An 18,106-nucleotide genomic window follows, 5' to 3' on the forward strand; every position below is an offset into this window, starting at 1 on the left:
AGATAATTCAACACGATCCCACACGAAAGCGGGCGAACACCGGTCAGGTACCTATGTATTCAGACGTTCGATGCGGCGATTCGGTTCCCCCGACTGCCTGCGGACCTCCTGCAGCCCCCGGTCGACGGCCCCGAGGTCACGTTCACAGGACGACAGCTGCCCGTTGCGCCTCGCGGCGAGGCGACGCAGTTCACCCTCGATCTGCGCGACCCGCTCGTCGACGTCCCGGGCGCAGACCCGGCTGTCGGCGATGATCGCCTCACTCGCCTGAGCCTCGGCCGCGAGCAACCGAGCGAGGACGAACTGCTCCCACTGGGACCGCACGTGCACCAGCGCCTCGGTGGCCCACTGCCGCACGTGGGCACGCTCGGCGACGTGCCCGCGCGCCCGGGTCAGCCACCACGCCGCGACGGCTCCCAGCGCGAGGGTGAGCGGGATGGTCGCGATGTCCAGCGCGGGCACCATCGACAGCGGCGAGACCACCAGCCTGCCCAGACCGAGCCCGGCGGACGCACCGATCAGGATCGTCATCCGGTCTTCGAGTCCGCGGTGTCGCGGCTCGGGCCCGTCCGGCGCAACCGGCTCCGGCAGCGGAACGGCGGTGTCGGCCGCGGACACGGTGACGCCGACCCGCGACCGCAGGTCGTCGAGGCGCGCGGCGACCGCGGCATCGACCGCACCACTTCGCTCGCGCACCATTTCGGCCAGCCGGTCGGGGTAGCCCTCGAGCGTCCCGCGGCCGGCACGGTCGATCTCGGCGCGCGCGGTCGTTCCGGCCGCGCGAAACTGTGCGGCCACCTCGTGCATCAACTCGACCTTCGCGAGCTGGACCTGACCGCGGAGCTGCGCGACCCGTTCGGTGCGCCTGCCGTCCCGCAGCGTCATCGCGCGAACCCGCTCGGCGCGCAGTTCCGCGCCGGGCTCGGTCTCCCGCACGGACCGGGCAGTGGCCGCGATCATGCGCCGGGTCTGCTCGAGCACGGCCTCGGTGACGGAACGCGGGTCGGGGGCCTGGGCGCGGACGGCACGCAGGAGTGCCGCGAGCAGCGCCTCGGCCCCGGAGCCCCCCGCCGCCACCGGGTGGATCTCTGCGTCGGCGAACCGCGCCGCATGCCGGGCGAGGAGGGCCCGGTTGCGTTCGCTCACCCCTGCCCAGTTCCGGTGGACATCGGTCTTGGAGAGCGCGAAGACCACCGGACAGGCCGGTCGCGCGACGACGTCCAGAACGGACAGCTCCTCCCGTCCGAGTGGTGCCGCGGCATCGAGCACCATCAGGACCACGCGGGCGTCGATCGGGTCCTCCACGAATGTGAGCGCGGACGCGTCGAGAGCGCGGAGCCCGCCCACGAGCGTGGTCTTCCCGGAGCGCCGCGGCCCCGCCACGAACACACCGCGCTGCGAGGCTTCACCGGACTTCAAGCGGGCGACGCCGTCGGGGTTCCATCGCGTCACCACGTCGACGGTCTCGGCGGGCAGATCCGACAGCTGTTGCGTCGTCACGTTCCGGGGCTGCCGCTCAGCTGCTGCCAGACCCGAACGTAGTGACGCCGGACGTCGACGACCGCCCGGCGCCGGCGGGCCGTCGGTTGCCGGGCGAGTTGCGCCCGCCACCAGTCCGCGCACCGGGCGGCGTCCGCGGCGCTGGACGGCGACCCTGGCGCCTCCGCGACGCAATCGGCGAGATGAAGCCTGGCCGCGGCGGCCGCGAGCGCGGCAGCATGGTCGCCGGCGAGATACCGCTCCAGCACGTCGCGGGATGCCGGGCTGCGCGCCGCCTGCGACCGCAGTGTGTTCAGCAGGGTCTCGGCGCGGCGTGCCCGGGATCGTGTGACCCGATCGGCGACGGCGGCCGACACCGCGTCGATCCCGGACTCCGGTGCCGGCCCTTCGATCGCGAGCGTTCCGATGAGGGGCAGAGCCGGGAGGCCGCCTTCCTCCGAGCACTCGGCGGCACGCGCGGTCGCCGTCGCCCAGGCGTCGGCTGCCGCGCGCGACGCGCCCAACGTGTCCGACTTGTTGAGGACGAACAGAGCCTGCGCCGGATCCAGCGTCCGCGCGGCGTCCCGGTCGGCGTCGCGCACCGACTCGACGAGGACGTAGACCACGACGTCGCCATCCAGCGTGGGGTCGGGCGCGCCGGGCACGTCGACGGCGTCCGCTTCCTCCACGACGGCGTCGGCGATCCCGTTCGCGGTCAGCGCCGAGGCCACGGTCGACCTGCCCACACCCGCTCGACCCGCGGTCTGGACCCGGATCGGCGCCCGAAACGCGGCCACGGCGCCGCGCACACGGTCGCCGGCAACCCCGTCCAGTGCCGCCACTCGTTCGGCGAGATCCGCCAGTTCCCCGCCCCCGGCATCTGCAGTGCCCATGACGCAGTCACCCCCCTTCGTCCCGCGCCGATTCTGTCAGACTCGCCCCGAATCGGCGTGGGCAACCGTGCAGGCTGGGCACCGGATTATCGAAAAAGTCTCAAGGTGAACTTCAGACCCGTATGCCGGAAACGCCCCTCATGCGTGACAATGGTCCGGTGAACCACGCTGATCAGGATGCACCCGCCGTCCCCGAGGAGGGGCAGACGAAGGACTCGAAGGGGTCTCGTCTCCACCCGAGGGTGACCAGTTTCCGCTCGCGCAGGGGCGCCCTGACCGCTGCGCAGCAGGAGTCATGGGACCGGCAATGGCCCGAGATCGGCGCGGACGTCTCGGACAATCGCCTGGATGCGCCGACGTGGTTCGGCCGCGACGCCCCTCTGATCCTCGAGATCGGCTCGGGCACCGGTACCGCCACCGCGGCGATGGCGAAGGCCGAACCCCACGTGAACCTCATCGCCGTCGAGGTCTACCGGCCCGGCCTCGCACAGTTGCTTCAACAGATCGAACGGGACGAGATCCCGAACATCCGGGTCCTGCGCGGCGACGCCATGGATGTCCTGGAGAACATGATCGAGCCGGAATCGCTCACCGGAGTCCGTGTCTTCTTCCCGGACCCGTGGCCGAAGGCCCGCCATCACAAGCGGCGCCTGCTGCAGTCCCCCACTTTCGCCCTGATCGCGAGCCGGCTGAAGGCCGGCGGTGTGTTGCATGTCGCAACAGATCACGCCGAGTACGCCGAGGCCATCGCCGAGGCAGGCAACGCGGAACCCCTCCTGACCTCCCTCGACTGGGAATCGCCGATGACGCACGAGCGTCCGGTGACGAAGTTCGAGGACAAGGCCCACCAGGTCGGCAGTGCGATCACCGAGTTGATTTGGGGGAAGATCAGGTCATGAGCGTCAGCGAGCAGTACTCCGACATAGCCGGCGCGGTCCCGGCAGGCACCGCCGTGTCGTCAGGATCTCCCGTGGCAGGTGCACGTGACGGACGCCACCAGAAGCGGGTCCTCCTCGTCTGGGACGCCCCGAACCTCGACATGGGCCTCGGCGCCATCCTCGGCGGCCGGCCCACGGCTGCCTACCGGCCACGATTCGACGCGCTCGGCCGCTGGCTGCTCTCCCGGACCGCGGAACTGTCCGCGTCCGGCACCGACACACTCGAACCCGAGGCGACGGTCTTCACCAACATCGCGGCTGGCAGCGCCGATGTCGTGAGACCGTGGGTCGAAGCCTTGCGTAATGTGGGCTTCGCGGTGTTCGCCAAGCCGAAGATCGATGAGGACAGCGACGTCGATTCCGACATGCTCGACCACATCGCGCTTCGTCACGGCGAGGGGCTGGCCGGTGTCATGGTCGCCTCCGCCGACGGTCAAGCGTTTCGCGAACCGTTGGAGGACATCGCCGCGACCGGCATTCCGGTCCAGATACTCGGGTTCCGCGAGCACGCCAGCTGGGCGGTCGCGTCCGACCTTCTGGACTTCGTCGATCTCGAGGACATCCCCGGCGTGTTCCGGGAGCCACTCCCTCGGGTCAGCCTCGACACACTGCCCGACGAGGGTGCCTGGTTGCAGCCGTTCCGACCGCTTTCCGCCCTGCTCGTCGGGCGGAAGAGTGCTGCCGAGTAGGAGTTGATCAGTGTTCGCGAGCTGGGGAAGCGTCGTCTACCGGGCCCGATTCACCGTCATCGGCATCATGGTTGCCTTGTTGCTCGGTTCGGCCGCGTACGGCCTGGGCCTCGAGAAGCATCTCAGCCAGAGCGGCTGGGACGATCCGGGCTCGGAGTCGGTCGCCGCGGCCAAGCTGGCTGACGGCACCTTCGGTCGCGACACCAACAGCGACGTCGTGGCGCTCTATACGGCGCCCGAGGGCAAGACGATCGAAGACCCCGAGTTCCAGGCGAAGGTCGTCGAAAACCTCGAACGGCTGGCCGCGGAACACCCGGACAAGATCCTCAAGATCAACGGCGGTTACTTCAAGGTCGGCAGCGCACCGCAGCTGGCGTCCGCCGCGGACGCCGACAAGCAGCACGCGATCGAGAGCATCGCGATCGTCGGCGACAACGACACCGAGGTCACGGCCAATTTCCGCGACGTCAAGGACGAGTTCTACATCGACGGCGTCGACGTGCAACTCGCCGGACTCCAGCCCGTGTCGGGTGCGCTCAACGACACGATGGCCAAAGACATCAGGCGAATGGAGATCCTCGCGATCCCGGCCGTCGGCATTCTGCTGTTCTTCGTGTTCGGTGGTGTCGTCGCGGCGGCGCTGCCGCTGATCATCGGCGGCCTGACCGTGGTCGGGGCCAACGGCGTCGTCCGGTTGATCACCAACTTCACCGAGGTCAACTCGTTCGTCGCGCCCGTGGTCTCCCTCGTGGGGTTGGGTCTGGCCATCGACTACGGGTTGTTCATCGTCAGCCGGTTCCGAGAAGAGATGGCGGAGGGGTACGACACCCGCTCCGCCGTCCGCCGCACGGTGATGACCTCGGGCCGCACCGTGGTCTTCTCGGCGACGATGATCGTCGCCAGCCTCGGCGGTCTGCTGCTGTTCCCGCAGGGCTTCCTGAAGTCCGTCGCCTACGGCGCCATCGCGACTGTCGGCCTGGCGGCGCTGACGTCGATCACGATCCTGCCCGCGATCCTCGGCATCCTCGGCAAGCGCATCGACGCCCTCAGCCTCGACCGTTTCCGTCAGACCAAGAACACCGAGGAGATCGAGGCGAGCATCTGGGGCCGGCTCACCCGCTGGGTGATGCGTAACCCGCTCAAGGTCACCATCCCGATCGTCGTCGGTCTGCTCCTACTGATCGTGCCGCTGACGGGCATCAAGTTCGGTGGCATCAACGAGACCTACCTTCCCCCGGACAGCTCGACCCGCGCCGCGCAGGAACAGTTCGACGAGATCTTCCCGAATCTGCGCACCGAACCGGTCAAGCTCGTCGTGTCCGACGCCGACAACAAGGCGCTCGGCCAGATCATCAAGGAAGCCAGTGGCGCGCCGGGGCTGATCGAGCGATTCACCCCGGAGGGCGCGGCCAAGGACGGTGTGGTCGTCCTCAAGGCAGGCCTCGTCGACCGCAACGAGTCGAAGCCGACCATCGACTATCTGCGCGCCATGGACAGTCCGGACGGCGTGCAGGTACTGGTGGGCGGCACCCCGGCGATCGAGCAGGACAGTATCGCCGCGCTGCTCGACCACCTGCCCACGATGGTGATCTCCGTCCTCGTCCTGACGACGCTGCTGATGTTCCTGACGTTCGGTTCGCTGGTGCTGCCGATCAAGGCGGCGTTGATGAGCGCGCTGGGCCTCGGGTCCACGCTCGGCATCCTGACGTGGATCTTCATCGACGGTCACGGCTCGGAGTGGTTGAACTTCACCCCCGGCCCGATCATGTCGCCGGTGCTGGTGCTGATCATCGCGATCGTCTACGGCCTGTCCACCGACTACGAAGTGTTCCTGCTCTCGCGCATGGTCGAGGCGCGGGCGCAGGGGGCCAGTACGACGGAGTCGATCCGCATCGGCACGGCGCACACGGGCCGCATCATCACCGCGGCCGCGCTCATCCTCATCGTCGTCACGGGCGCGTTCGGGTTCTCGGAACTGGTGATGATGAAGTACATCTCCTACGGCATGATCGCCGCGCTGATCATCGACGCGACCCTCATCCGTATGTTCCTCGTGCCGGCCACGATGAAGCTCCTCGGCGACGACTGCTGGTGGGCGCCGGCGTGGATGAAGCGGATCCAGGAGAAGACGGGTCTCGGTGAGCCCATCCTCGACAACGAGCTGATGCCCACCGACGTCCCGGAGCTCACCCCGATCGGTGCCGTCCCGCCGCAGCGCAAGCTCGCGGCGCCGCCCGCACCCCGGAAACCGGAACCGCTCACCGAGCCGATCCCGTTGGTCACCGCACGGGCGCTGGCCGCGAAGATGTCCGAGGACGACGCGAAGGCGCGCCGGGCGCAGAACGAGGCTCGCCGGTCGGCGACCGGCCGTCCCGCTCGGGCACCGGAGGAGATCGAGGACACGCCGACCGCGGAACCGCAGACCACTGTGCTGCCGCAGCCTGCTCCGCCGCGTCCGGCCCCGACGCAGTCGCGTCCCACACCGCAGTCGCGGCCCGCACCGCAGTCGCGTCCTGCTCCGCGGCCCCGTCCGGCGGCCCCCGCCCCGGGTCCGGCCACCGAGTCGCGTCCGATCGAGAGTTGGCTCGCGGACCTCCGGTCCACGTCGGCCGCCGAACCGCGGCCGATCTCCTCACCCGCCGAACCGCGACCCAGTGCGTCGGCGCCGTCACTGCCGACCCGCTCGCCGCGCTCGGTGCCCGCACCGTACGAGCAGGAGACCCCCCAGTCGTCTCCTGCCCGCCCGGTGCCGCCGATTCCGTCGAGGCGCCGTGCCGCCGAGCCTTCGGAACCCGTGAACGGCAGCAGGCGCAGCAACGGCTCGCCCGCGAACGGAACCCCACCCAACGGCGCCCCGACCAACGGCTCGCGTCGCCGCAGCGTCGAGGAACCGCCCGTCGATCCGGACGACGCCTCGAGCGGCAGGCACCGCGCGGACGACGGCAACGCCGTCAGCGTCAGCGAGCTCATCGCTCGGCAGAACCGGCGCTGACGGAGCCGTTCGGCGTTCCCCGTCCGGCCTCCCGCTCCGCGAACTCACGCGCGTAGCGGGTGCCGGCGAGGAGTAACAGCAGACCGACCACGAGGAACGCGAGGACGCGGAACAGGCCGTCGAGGGTGGCCAGGTCGAACAGGAACAGTTTGGCCAGCGCTGCGGCGGTCAGTCCGAGCCCGACGCCGAGCGCGGTGTGCGCGTAGTCGCGGCGGGCCAGTCCGAACACCAGCGCCGCCGTCGCCGCCGCCATCCACGCGATGGTCGCAGCGCAGTGTCCGGCGATGAATCCTGCGGACGTCCCGGTGAGCGCCGTTCCCGCGGACACCGTCGCGGTGGTGACGGCGTACAGGATCACCAGCCCGGCGAGCACCCACCACGGCTGGGCGGTGTTGTCGCTCAGCAGCTTCAGCGTGTGCGCGTACCAGACGAACAGGAACACGGTTCCCGCCAGCACCAGCGAGGACAGCACCGTGGTCACCCCGAGCGAGTCGAGCGCGCTGTACTCGTCGACGAGGACGAACGGCGGCGCGGTGATCACGAAGGCGAACCCGCCGACGACGGTGAACACTGCGCCGACGGCATACGCGATCCGCGACTCCGCCTGCCCGCCGATGGTGAGGAACAGTGCCGCCACCCCGAGCAGGACGAGCGGCGCGAGGTCTTCGCTCGAACCGATGAGGCAGGCCTCGAGCAGAGCGAGGGTACCCACGCCCGCGAGCGCGATCCGTGCGTGTCCCGGCAACGACCGCGCCGACGCGAACGCGGCGAACATCGCGGCGGCCAATGCCAGCGCGATCAGCGTGGACCCGAGCCGGTCGAAGAGGTGGCCGATCACCAGCGTCGGGACGGCCGTCGTGACGATCATCGCGGTCGCAGTGACGTCACGGGAGTTGCTGCGCAACAGGATGATCGACGAGACGAGCCCGAACAGGGCGACCAGGGCGGCGGACGCGAGCAGCCAGAACCTCTCCGGTCGGTCGGACAGTCCGGAACTCGCGATCGCGATCAGCAGCGCGATCACCACCGGGCACGTCCGTGCGATCGCCAGGTACAGCCAGTCGCGACCGAGTTGCGAGGGGAAGCTGGCGACCTGGATGACGAACAGGAATCCGATGAGGGTGAGCGTGATGCCGTCGGTGAGGACGGGTGCGAGCACGGCGGCGCCGGTCACCACGAGCAGCGCGAGGGGTTGCGAACCCCACCTGACCGCCAGTGCGACACCGGCTCCCGCGATCCCGAGTGCCACGACCATGGCGAGCACCGGCAGCAACCAGTGATAGACGACCGCCACGGCCACGACGTCGAGGTAGGCGCCGGCAATACCCGTCGCCGCGAGCGCGATCCCGCCGACCCGGCCGCCGGGCCGTCCGAAGACGCGGGTACCGGTGTAAACGAGACCGGCCGAGAACAACCCGCCCGCCACGACGCGCAGTTCCGGACCGAAGAAGCCGGCCTGCGCCGCCAGCACGAGCAGCATCACGACACCGATCAGGGTGACGGCGACGCCGGCGACGGCCAGCACGCGGCTGATCACCCCGTCGCGCTGCCACCAGGGTTCGCGAGCCACCCGGGGAGGTGGCGGCGGAGCGGGACGGTACGGGACGGCCGGTGCGAGCGGCGGGGGCGGCTGGGCGACCGGGGGTCGGTACATCGGCTGCGACGCCGGCTGGGGTTGCGGCTGGGGTTGGGGTTGCGGCTGGGGCCGCGGGACGCTCGCGAGCTGCGCCTGCAGGACGGCGAGGTTCTCACCCACGTGACGCATCTGCTGCCCGAGCGCCGAGAAGTCACCGGAGAGCTGCGCGACCAACCGGGGGTCGATCGAAGGAGTACCAGGTGTGGACATGGATCAATCGTCCTGCGGCGACGGCACCCACACATGAGTAGGCCTACTCGAGAGACCTGCGTCGTGCTACCCGAACATTCGGCGAATCGAGGTGCCGAAAGGGTGTTTGGCCGTCACGTTCCCGAACCTCACCTTGCCTCGCACGACGACGTGCAGCGGGCCGATGGGCGGGCCGGTCCGCACCTTGTTGGTCGCGGAACCACCTACCGTTTCCACGCCGTTGAGGTCGACCGTCGCCTCTTCCGGCACGATCAGCGAGATCGTGCTCGCATAGTCGTCGATCGTCACGTGCACCACCTGCGTGGTCATGACGGCCCGCGTGAAGTCGAGCGTCACCGTCGACAGCCGGGTGTTCACCTCGAGGGCGGGGGGAACGTTCCAGGAGCCGGTGCGGCTGACCGACGACATCCGGCCCCGGATGACCTCGCCCGGCGGTGGCGCGGGCGACCGGTGCGCGACCGGCGGAACCGGCGGCGCCGGTCGAGACACATACGGCTGGTCGGGGTACGGCGGCGGCGTGAAGTCGGAGATCAGCTGGATTCCCGGCAGATCCACCAGCACGACGTTCAGCTCTGCCCGCGTCTTCGCGGCGAGTGCCGTGTCCATCCGTTCGGTGAACTCACCGAGCGAGAGCATCCCCTGGCCCACCGCCCGCTGCAACAATTCGCCGACGTGTTCGCGCTCCGCATCCGATACGCGTAGGTCCCGTGCCTCCATACCGACCAGGCTAGCGCCCGTGAGTACTTGTTAACCGCCCGCGGTTAACAAGTACTCACGGCTACTCGAGGCCCTGCTCGATGGCGTACCTGGTCAGCTCGACGCGGTTGGCCAGCTGCAGCTTGCGGAGCGTGGCCTGGACGTGGTTCTCGACGGTGCGGTGACTCAGCGACAGCTTGGTCGCGATCTGCTTGGCGCTGAGCCCTTTCGCGACGAACCGCAGAACCTCGGTCTCCCGTTCCGTGAGTTGGGGGATGGCAGGACCCTGCTCGTCGGCGGGCGCACTCGACATCCGGCGGTACTCCCCCAGCACGAGTCCGGCAAGCCCCGGTGTGAACACCGCCTGTCCGGCCGCGGTGGCCCGCACCGCGTCCAGCAGCTCCTCCACGGACGCGCTCTTCACGAGGTACCCGGACGCACCGGCCTTGACGGCGTCGAGGACGTCGTCACGCTCGGACGAGGCCGACAGCACCAGCACCCGGCTGTCCGGCGACACCTGGAGGACGGCGGCGGTGGCCGCGGCGCCGTTTCCGTCGGGCAGTTGCATGTCCATGAGCACGACGCCGGGACGGGTCGCGGCGGCCCGACGTCCCGCCGCGGCGACGCCGTCGGCCGTGGCGACCACGGTGAACCCGGCGCCTTCGAGGTCGCGGGCCACCGCGTCCCGCCACATCGGGTGGTCGTCGACGACCATCACGGTGATCTGCTCGCCGGTCTCCGTCTCACCCATGCGTTTCGTCTCCCTTCGGCACGCGGATCTCCCATTCGGTGCCCTGACCGGGTTCGGTGTCGAGTTCGGCGGTGCCGCCGAGCGCGCCGACGCGGCCCAGAATGGATTTCGATACTCCCATGCGGCCTTCCGCCTCCGCTTCGGCCAGCCGTCCCGGGGCGATTCCGCTGCCGTCGTCGCGGACGCTGACGATCACCTCGTCGCCCAGATCCTCCAGCAGCACGTACGCCCGGGCGCCGGTCCCCGCGTGCAGTGCGACGTTGGACAGTGCCGTGTCGACGATCGCGACGAGTTCCGTCGCCCGGTCGCGCTCGATCGTCACCGGATCCGCCGGGGTCGACACGGACACCGTGGTGCTCGCCCGCGTGCCCAGCAACAGTCGCAGATCGATCAAGCTTCCACCCAGATCCGACGCCACACCCGCGCCCTGCTCGGAGATGAGCATGCGCAGCGCCACCTCCTGCTCGCCGGCGAGATCCGCGAGTTCGGCTGCGGGTCCCCCGATCTCGTTGCCGCGGCGGCGGACGAGCGCGAGCACCTGCAGGACGCCGTCGTGCACCTCACGGGCGAGTCGTTCCCGTTCCTCGGTGGCGGCGGCCAACCGCACCGCCTGCTCCAGTTGGGCCTGCGCACGCCTCGCGGTGGTGGTGGCGAGCCCGAGCGCCAGCCCCACCGACACCAGCACCGGCGCCGTCGCGTCCCGCCACAGGTCGAGGTTGACCTGGTCGCGCACCACCGCGCTCACCGTCGCCATCAGCACACCGGACGCCATCCCGAGCCACGGCCCGCCGAAGACGGCGGCGGAGATCACCGCGTTGGTGACCCACAGCGTCGTCGGCAGCGTCTGATGGTGGTTGTACCAATCATGATCGGCGACAAGGCGAGTCGACACCATCAGCGCGATGACGATCAGCTGGTCGGCGATCACCACCTGGTAGCGCGGGACCTTCCCGTGGGACAGCAGGACGGCCGAGAGTCCCGACCACACCGCCATCAGGGCGACGAGGAACCAGCTCAGCCGCTGATGGGTGTAGTACTGCACCGACACGATCTGGTAGCTGATCGCGTACACCAGCGTGACGAGGCGGAACGCCTGCGCCGCCCGCCACAGCGGTGCGTCCGGCTGGGTGTCGAGCTCGGTCGCGGCCCGCGGCCGGTAGTGCAGGCGGGTGCGGTGCTCATTCCGGTCGGTCATGGGTCTGGGCGGTGTCGTCGAAGTGCGGGTCGTCGAAGTGCGGGTCGTCGAGGCGCGGGTGGGCGGGATGCGGCGGGTGCGGGACGTCGGCCTCGGCGGGATAGAGCGGGACTGCCGGGTCGTCGACCTCGAGTGCGTCGTAGGTGGCCTCGGGATCCGCGGACATGAGCGAGCGCACCGCCGTGTTCAGCAGCGCGACGATCGGCACCGCCAGGAGGCCGCCGACGATCCCGGCGAGCACGATGCCGGTGGTGATGGCCAGCACCACCGCGAGCGGGTGCAACCGGACCGCGCGGCCGAGCAGCAGGGGTTGCAGCACGTGGGCCTCGAGTTGCATCACCCCGATGATGATGCCGAGCACGATCAGCGCGGTGAGGAATCCCTTGGTGACGAGGGCAACCAGCACAGCGAGGAACCCGGTGAGGAACGCACCGACGATCGGGATGAACGCACCGATGAACACGAGCGACGCCAGCGGCAGGGCGAGCGGAACTCCCAGAATCGCCAGTCCCGCGCCGATTCCGATGGCGTCCGCGGCGGCCACCGCCACCGTGGCCCGGACGTACCCGATCAGCGAGCCGAACCCCTGACTCCCCGCCAGCCGGACCCGTCGCCGCGACGCGGTGGGGACGAGGCGGGTGACGAACTCCCAGATCTGAGATCCGCCGTAGAGGAAGAAGATGAGGGTGAACAGCGTCAGCAGGGCTCCGGTGAAGATCTCGCCGACGACAGTGGCGGTGGTCAGTGCCCCACTCGTCAGCTGCTGGCGGTTGTCCTGGATGGACTTCACCACCGAGTCGCCGGCCTGCCGGATCTGATCCTCGCTGAAGTGCAACGGGCCGTCCGTGAGCCACCCCTGGATCTGTGTGACGCTCGCCTCGAATTGTTCGGTCAGGCCGGGAAGACCTTCGATGAACTGCTCGACGACGAACGTCATGATCCCGGCGACGATGCCGATCGAACCGATGAGGACGACCAGGACGGCAGCCGACCGCGGCACGCCCTTGCCCTGCAACCAGTCGACGAGCGGCACCAGCAGCGCCGACGAGAGCAGCGCCAGGCCCACCGGAATGAGGACGGTGTCGAGCCTGGTCACGATGTATCCGAGGGTCAGCAGGCCCGCGAAGATGACGAGGAGCCGCCACGTCCATTCGGCCGCCACCCGCACCACCGGGTGCACGGACGCCGAGGGGTGACCCCCGCCCTGTGTTACCGCGGCAGTGTCCGAGCGTTGCTCGTTCGCGTTCACGTGCGGAGCGTATCGAGGTTCGGACAGTGCCGGGCGATTCGCGTGCGAAACACGCGCGCAGGGCACGCATATGCGCCTTTTAGGGGACGTGTCCTACGCCACCCGGTACACCCCCCGCTAAATTGAACGGCGTGCGGAAATCCTATAGAGCGATCGCGGCGACGGTCCGCAGCAGATGGCCGCTCTATATGGTTTCGATGCTCCTCGCCAATTTCATCGGCGCCATCCTCGTCTTCGCGTTCGTGCGTTACGGCGTGCCCATCCCCGAATCGCAGGAAATTATCGCCGACCGGGTCCGCAACGTCGCGATCTTCGGTGGCTATCTCGCGTTCGCCGCCGTGGTGAGTCTCACGGCCGCGGCGATGATGCTGAGGTCGGTAGTCCGCTGGCAGTTGCGTGGGGGTCCGCCGACGCGCAGCGAGCAGATGTCGGCGCTGCACGCACCGCTGCGACAGGCGATCGTGCACCTGGTGCTGTGGATCCTCGGCGGCATCATCTTCGTGCTGCTCACCATCACCGAGATGCCGGAACTCGCGGTGGCGGTGATCGTCACCGTCTGCATGGCCGCGACCACGACGTTCGGTTTCACCTACATGCTCGGCGAACGCATCCTGCGTCCCGTGGCCGCCCGCGCGCTCAGCGAGGGCGAGTTCGACCGGACCATGGCACCCGGTGTCGGTACCCGGATGGCCATGACGTGGGGTCTCGGAACGCTGATGCCGGTCATCGGCATCATCCTGCTGTGCGTGACGCAGATAACCACCGACCTGGTGTTCTCCCCGAACGCGCTCGCGTGGGCGATCATGCTGCTGTCGATCATCGCGATCGCGCAGGCGTTCGCGCTGTCGATGCTGACGGCCAGCCAGATCTCCGACCCGATCAAACAGCTGCGACGGGCCATCGAACGCGTCCAGCGCGGCGCCACCGACGTCCGGGTCGAGGTGTTCGACGGCAGCGAGATCGGGCGACTGCAGGTCGGGTTCAACCGCATGATGCGCGAATCGGATGAACGGCGGCTGCTACGCGAACTGTTCGGTCAGCACGTCGGTGAGGACGTCGCACGGCGGGCCCTGCAGTTCGGTACCGAACTCGGCGGGGAGACGAGGTTCGTCGCGGTGCTGTTCGTCGACATGGTCGGCTCCACCGGCGCCGCCGCGGAGCGTCCCCCGGGCGAGGTCGTGAACCTGCTCAACGAGTTCTTCCGCGTCGTCGTCGACGTGATCGACCGGCACCACGGCTTCGTCAACAAGTTCATGGGTGACGCGGCTCTCGCGATTTTCGGCGCCCCGCTCGACCGCCCCGACGCACCGACGGCGGCGCTGGCGGCGGCCCGGGAGCTGCGGTTCGCGCTGAACGAGATCACCGGCCTCGACGTCGGTATCGGCGTCTCCGCAGGCCTCGCCGTCGCCGGCAACATCGGCGCCGCCGAACGCTTCGAGTACACGGTGATCGGCGACCCCGTCAACGAGGCGTCGCGGCTCACCGAACTCGCCAAGCTCCACCCCAGCCGTGTGCTGGCCTCGACGAGCGCCCTGTATTTCGCGGACGACGACGAACAGGCGCACTGGGAACTCGGCGAACAGGTCCAGTTGCGGGGGCGCCGCCGCAACACCCATCTGGCTTGGCCGGAGGACTATCCGGAGTAATCCGCTACCCGTTGGTTACGCTGGCCAGGTGGCCCAGCCTCGATCCGACCCGCCCACTGCCGAGCCTCCTCGGCAGCGAAGCCGATACTGGTGGATCAAATGGCTACTCGGCGCCGGCCTCCTGGCCCTGCTGACCGTCGAGGGCATCTACCTGTGGCCCACCCTCAGCGACTCGTGGAAAGCACTCACCGAGATCCACTGGGGGTGGGTCGCGGCATGTATCGCAGCCCAAGCCGTCTCCCTGAGCGGGTACGGCGCGGTCCAGCAGCGGCTGCTGCAGGCGGGTGGTGTCGTCGTCAGCCAGCTGAAGTCGGTGTCGGTGATCTACGCGAGCACCGCGATGGCCGTGAGCCTGCCGGCCGGTCAGGTGTTCTCCACCGCCTTCACCTACAAGCAGACCCGCAAGTGGGGTGCCACCCCCATCGTCGCGTCCTGGCAGCTGGCGATCTCCGGAGTGATCGCCGCGGGCAGCCTCGCGCTGCTCGGCGCTGCAGGCGCGTTCGCGGTGGGCACCAAGGTGAGTCCGGTCACGCTGGCACTGTCGCTGGTGGCCGCGTTCGGACTGTTCTACGGACTGCGATACATCTCACGTAACCCCGACTCGATCGAGTCGATCGGACACTGGGTGCTCACCCGGTACAACAAGTTCCGCAAGAATCCCCCCGAGACGGGTGTCGAACGGTGGAAGGAGATCCTGAGCCAGCTCGATTCGGTCGAGCTGAGCCGCAGGGATTCCGTCATCACGTTCGGGTGGTCGGCGGTGCACCGGCTCGCCGACGTCGCGTGCCTCGGCTTCGCCTGCTGGGCGGTGGGCGCGGAACCGTCGTTCGCGGGTCTGCTGATCGCGTTCGCCGCGGCCAAGGCCGTGGGCAGCATTCCACTCGCGCCGGGCGGGCTGGGGTTCGTCGACGGCACCCTGATCGCGACGCTGACGGCGGCGGGAGCCACCGCGTCGCAGGCCCTCGCGGCGGTGTTCGTCTACCGCGTCGTGAGCTACATCCTCGTCGCGATCGTCGGCTGGGTGGTGTTCTTCATCCTGTTCCGGCACAACCAGCACGAGGACCTGGAGATGGACCTCGAGTTCGAGCGCCGGGAGCAATCGTCACCGACCACCAAGCGCACGAAGCACACCGGGGACCCCGAGCCCGACTCCCAGCCGTGAGTACTTCTTAACCGCCGGACGTTGACAAGTACTCACAGGCGGCGAAGCCGCATGATCCGGACGGCCTGCTCGGCGTCGCCGTCCGCGATCGCCTCCACCAGCAGTCGGTGGTCGTCCGCGTCGGGCTCACTGTGCGCGGTCAGGTCCAGCACGTCCATCAGGTCGAGCATCGCTTCGCGCAGCCGCGGGACGAACGTCTCGAACAATTCGGTCAGCACCGGGTTGCGCGCCGCGACCACGACCGCGCGATGCAGGGCGATGTCTGCGTCGACGAACGCGGCAGCCCCGGTTCCGGACGCTGCGGACCGGGCGTCCAGGGCCTGGCGGAGCGCCGCGACATCGTCCTCGCCGCGCCGGGCCGCGGCCAGCCGGGCCGCCTCGATCTCGACGGTGTTACGCACCTCGACGACGTGCCGGATCTCCTCGGTCCGGAGCACCCGGTCCCAGCCCTGCCGTGGCGACGACCCGCGGAGAAAGACGCCGGCCCCTTGCCGCGACTCGAGCATGCCGAGGCCCGCGAGCATCCGGACGGCCTCGCGCACCGTCGACCGTCCGACGCCCAGTTCCGCGGCCAGTGTGGTCTCGCCGGGGAGCTTGGCGCCGACCTCCCATTCACCGCTCTCGATCCGAGAGCGCAGCAGGTCCGCCGCCTGGTCCGTCAGCAGGTGGCGTCGTATCGACGAGGTCACTCAGAACTCCTCAGGTTGTCTGATGAGTGATTTTCTCCTTGTCTAGCGCCGTGGCGTTCCGTGGACTTCTCCTCCACTGCCGCGGCGAGGCCTGAAGGCCGGCACCCTGCCGCGGGGTTTCGCCGCGTCGGTCGTCTCGTGCACCCCCTTTCCGAGGAGCAGACCGTGATGACCAGCACCGTCCCCACCTGGAACACCCACCAACCCTCGCCGATGCCCTCCGATCGCTACCGCGCGATCTGGGACCGCGTTCCCGTCCCCGACCTCGACCGCACCTGGCCGGCGCGACGCACGACCACCGCCCCGCTGTGGGTTCCCGTCGATATGCGCGACGGCAACCAGGCCCTCGCCGAGCCGATGGATCCGGAGCGCAAACGCACGTTCTTCGAACTGCTGATCTCGATCGGCTACAAGGAGATCGAGGTCGGATACCCGTCCGCGAGCCAGACCGATTTCGACTTCGTCCGCGACCTCGTGCGTCTGGACCTGGTGCCCGAGGACGTGACGATCGTCGTCTTCACCGCGGCCCGCGACGATCTGATCGCCAGGACGTACGAGGCGGTCGAGGGACTGCGGAACGTCGTGGTGCACATGTACACCGCGACGGCGCCGACGTGGCGCTCCGTCGTGCTCGGCAAGGACCGGAAAGCGCTGCACCGGTTGATCTTCGATGCAGCGCAGGAGGTGGCACGCGGCGCCGGCGATCATTCGGGCCGGCGGTTCGAGTTCTCACCCGAGGTGTTCAACCTGACCGAGCCGGACTTCGTGCTCGACGTGTGCAACAGCCTGACCCGACTGTGGGACGCGAGCCCCGACCGTCCCGTGATCCACAATCTGCCTGCCACGGTGGAGGTCTCGACGCCCAACGTGTATGCCGATCAGATCGAGTACGTGCACCGGCATCTGGAGCGGCGGGAGTCGGTCATCCTGTCGGTGCACCCGCACAACGACCGCGGCACCGGGGTCGCCTGCGCCGAACTGGCGGTGCTGGCGGGTGCGCAGCGGGTCGAGGGCTGCCTGTTCGGCAATGGTGAGCGGACCGGCAACGTCGATCTGGTGACGCTGGCCCTGAATCTGCACGCGCAGGGCGTCGACCCGATGATCGACCTCTCGGACATCGACACGGTGCGGCGAACCGTCGAGTACTGCAATCGGATTCCCGTTCACGAGCGGCACCCCTACGGCGGCGACCTCGTGTACACGGCGTTCTCCGGTACCCATCAGGATGCGATCAAGAAGGGATTCGCGGAGCATCGGGCGTCCGCAGCAGCAGCAGGGCTGGATGCGAGGAGCGCACCGTGGGCGGTGCCGTACCTGCCGATCGACCCGGCGGACGTGGGACGCGACTACCAGGCCGTCATCCGCATCAACAGCCAATCCGGCAAGGGGGCATCGCGCACCTGCTGCAGACCGAATACGGTGTCACGCTGCCGCGGCGGCTCCAGATCGACTTCGCCGCGAAGGTGCAGGAGGCGGCGGACACGTCGGGGCTCGAGATCACGGCCGAGGAACTGTGGACACGGTTCTGCGCCGAGCACGGCTATCGGGGCGGCCTCGGCCGCTGGTCCGTCGAGCACGGCGCGGACGGTGACCGGCTGTTCGTCGTGTTCGACGTCGACGGTGTGGAAGTGTCGGGCGAGGCGGTGGCCACCGGCCCCGTCGAGGCGATGACCCATGTCCTCGCGTCGAAGGGCGTGGACGTGGACGTCCTCTCCCTGACTCAGCACTCGCAGAAGTCGGATAGCGACAGCGCGGCGATCACGTTGGCGGAGTGCCGCGTCGGCGATCGGACGGTGTGGGGCATGGGCTCACATCAGTCGGTGACGGCCTCCGCGATCCGGGCGGTGTATCGAGCCGTGAGTACTTCTTAACCGCCGGACG

The 18,106-nt window shown here is 69.1% G+C and carries 13 protein-coding genes and 1 pseudogene; 6 read left to right on the plus strand and 8 right to left on the minus strand.

The features are described from left to right. Nucleotides 1–51: 51 nt before the first annotated feature. Both HGB39_RS01390 and HGB39_RS01395 read right to left on the minus strand, forming a co-directional pair. Nucleotides 52–1,500, minus strand: a complete 1,449-nt coding sequence (locus HGB39_RS01390; protein WP_005573541.1) for a GTPase Era family protein — start codon at nt 1,498–1,500, stop codon at nt 52–54. Continuing rightward, entirely contained in the window at nt 1,497–2,372 is an 876-nt protein-coding gene (locus HGB39_RS01395) for a hypothetical protein (protein ID WP_064080714.1), read from the minus strand. Before HGB39_RS01395 ends, HGB39_RS01390 begins: the two co-directional genes overlap by 4 nt. Before the next feature lie 122 nt (nt 2,373–2,494). Here HGB39_RS01395 and trmB point away from each other — a divergent pair, with 122 nt between their 5' ends. Genes trmB through HGB39_RS01410 form a run of 3 tightly spaced genes read left to right on the plus strand, consistent with a single transcriptional unit; the run spans nt 2,495 to nt 6,991 of the window. Beyond that, on the plus strand, nt 2,495–3,271 hold the full coding sequence (trmB, locus tag HGB39_RS01400; RefSeq protein WP_183102206.1) for a tRNA (guanosine(46)-N7)-methyltransferase TrmB: 777 nt from the start codon (nt 2,495–2,497) through the stop codon (nt 3,269–3,271). After that, nucleotides 3,268–3,999, plus strand: coding sequence for an NYN domain-containing protein (locus tag HGB39_RS01405; protein WP_005258582.1), 732 nt, complete (start codon nt 3,268–3,270; stop codon nt 3,997–3,999). Before trmB ends, HGB39_RS01405 begins: the two co-directional genes overlap by 4 nt. Nucleotides 4,000–4,009: 10 nt before the next feature. Beyond that, entirely contained in the window at nt 4,010–6,991 is a 2,982-nt protein-coding gene (locus HGB39_RS01410; protein WP_005574339.1) for an MMPL family transporter, read from the plus strand. Here HGB39_RS01410 and HGB39_RS01415 read toward each other — a convergent pair. From HGB39_RS01415 to HGB39_RS01435, 5 genes are all read right to left on the minus strand, one after another. Then, nucleotides 6,966–8,837, minus strand: coding sequence for a DUF2339 domain-containing protein (locus HGB39_RS01415; protein WP_167118830.1), 1,872 nt, complete (start codon nt 8,835–8,837; stop codon nt 6,966–6,968). The two genes, HGB39_RS01410 and HGB39_RS01415, sit on opposite strands and share 26 nt — an antisense overlap. 66 nt (nt 8,838–8,903) lie before the next feature. Beyond that, nucleotides 8,904–9,554 carry a DUF1707 SHOCT-like domain-containing protein gene (locus HGB39_RS01420; protein WP_005574336.1) on the minus strand — a complete coding sequence of 217 codons (651 nt, stop codon included), beginning with the start codon at nt 9,552–9,554 and terminating at the stop codon, nt 8,904–8,906. A 61-nt stretch (nt 9,555–9,615) separates the two neighbouring features. Next, nucleotides 9,616–10,284, minus strand: a complete 669-nt coding sequence (locus HGB39_RS01425; RefSeq protein WP_054248598.1) for a response regulator — start codon at nt 10,282–10,284, stop codon at nt 9,616–9,618. Next, nucleotides 10,277–11,479, minus strand: coding sequence for a MacS family sensor histidine kinase (gene macS / locus HGB39_RS01430; RefSeq protein WP_005573347.1), 1,203 nt, complete (start codon nt 11,477–11,479; stop codon nt 10,277–10,279). The genes HGB39_RS01425 and macS overlap by 8 nt, the downstream gene beginning before the upstream one ends. Next, nucleotides 11,463–12,728, minus strand: a complete 1,266-nt coding sequence (locus HGB39_RS01435) for an AI-2E family transporter (RefSeq protein ID WP_005573348.1) — start codon at nt 12,726–12,728, stop codon at nt 11,463–11,465. Before HGB39_RS01435 ends, macS begins: the two co-directional genes overlap by 17 nt. Before the next feature lie 188 nt (nt 12,729–12,916). On the opposite strand from HGB39_RS01435, the gene HGB39_RS01440 reads away from it, so the two are divergent. Both HGB39_RS01440 and HGB39_RS01445 read left to right on the plus strand, forming a co-directional pair. Continuing rightward, the gene (locus HGB39_RS01440) at nt 12,917–14,374 is read left to right on the plus strand and encodes an adenylate/guanylate cyclase domain-containing protein (protein WP_005258596.1); all 1,458 of its coding nucleotides are present in this window, start codon (nt 12,917–12,919) and stop codon (nt 14,372–14,374) included. A 28-nt stretch (nt 14,375–14,402) separates the two neighbouring features. Next, entirely contained in the window at nt 14,403–15,536 is a 1,134-nt protein-coding gene (locus tag HGB39_RS01445) for a lysylphosphatidylglycerol synthase transmembrane domain-containing protein (protein WP_005258597.1), read from the plus strand. 32 nt (nt 15,537–15,568) lie between these two features. Here the strand turns inward: HGB39_RS01445 and HGB39_RS01450 are convergent, their stop codons facing one another. Further along, the gene (locus HGB39_RS01450; protein WP_054248600.1) at nt 15,569–16,225 is read right to left on the minus strand and encodes a FadR/GntR family transcriptional regulator; all 657 of its coding nucleotides are present in this window, start codon (nt 16,223–16,225) and stop codon (nt 15,569–15,571) included. Between the two features lie 168 nt (nt 16,226–16,393). On the opposite strand from HGB39_RS01450, the pseudogene HGB39_RS01455 reads away from it, so the two are divergent. Then, a pseudogene (locus HGB39_RS01455) lies at nt 16,394–18,096 on the plus strand (2-isopropylmalate synthase). Nucleotides 18,097–18,106 lie beyond the last annotated feature (10 nt).

Source organism: Rhodococcus opacus (genome assembly GCF_012396235.1).
GTDB lineage: Bacteria > Actinomycetota > Actinomycetes > Mycobacteriales > Mycobacteriaceae > Rhodococcus_F > Rhodococcus_F opacus.